Source organism: Bacillus haikouensis, from assembly GCF_013179555.1.
GTDB lineage: Bacteria > Bacillota > Bacilli > Bacillales > Bacillaceae_B > Rossellomorea > Rossellomorea haikouensis_A.
Window position 1 is genome coordinate 1 of sequence record NZ_JABMCR010000593.1, and the last position, 790, is coordinate 790.

A 790-nucleotide genomic window follows, 5' to 3' on the forward strand; every position below is an offset into this window, starting at 1 on the left:
AAATCTATGGTGGAGGATGACGGGATCGAACCGCCGACCCTCTGCTTGTAAGGCAGATGCTCTCCCAGCTGAGCTAATCCTCCGGTATGTAAGTGCAAGTGATTTTCGCATCAGCGAAAAAGGTGGTGACCCATACGGGATTCGAACCCGTGTTACCGCCGTGAAAGGGCGGTGTCTTAACCGCTTGACCAATGGGCCAGTCTGTCTATAAAAAATAAAAGCTTCCAACCGGGCTCGAACCGGTGACCTCTTCCTTACCATGGAAGCACTCTACCTGCTGAGCTATGGAAGCAATGGCTCCGCAGGCAAGATTCGAACTTGCGACCGATCGGTTAACAGCCGATAGCTCTACCACTGAGCTACTGCGGAATGATTTTAGCCTGGCGACGTCCTACTCTCACAGGGGGAGAGCCCCCAACTACCATCGGCGCTGAAGAGCTTAACTTCCGTGTTCGGCATGGGAACGGGTGTGACCTCTTCGCCATAGTCACCAGACAATATTGCTTACAATGACAAATATTATTATATAATATTTTCAATGAATTTCAAGGGTAAATTTGAAAAAATTTATTCCCTGAAAACTAGATAAAGAATTGATATCAAGTATACCGGTATCGTATTAATCCAGCTCCGGCGGCTAGAGACTCGAGGTCATTTCCGAATCAATCAGCTGAGGGAAGTACACCCTCCTCTGCTTGCCCCGAAAATGCTTGTCGTCTCTGAACGAGCCGCCTCCGCTTTTTCGTTTGGTTAAGTCCTCGATCGATTAGTATCAGTCAGCTCCACATGT

At 48.4% G+C, this 790-nt stretch carries 4 tRNA genes and 1 rRNA gene; all 5 read right to left on the reverse strand.

What is annotated here, in order from left to right:
• Positions 1 to 7: 7 nt before the first annotated feature.
• Positions 8 to 83 (reverse strand) — tRNA-Val (locus HP456_RS24515).
• 40 nt (positions 84 to 123) lie between these two features.
• A tRNA-Glu gene (locus HP456_RS24520) sits at positions 124 to 198 on the reverse strand.
• A 21-nt stretch (positions 199 to 219) separates the two neighbouring features.
• Positions 220 to 292, reverse strand: a tRNA-Thr gene (locus tag HP456_RS24525).
• Positions 293 to 294: 2 nt separating this feature from the next.
• A tRNA-Asn gene (locus tag HP456_RS24530) sits at positions 295 to 369 on the reverse strand.
• 9 nt (positions 370 to 378) lie between these two features.
• Positions 379 to 495, reverse strand: a 5S ribosomal RNA gene (gene rrf / locus HP456_RS24535).
• Between the last annotated feature and the right edge of the window lie 295 nt (positions 496 to 790).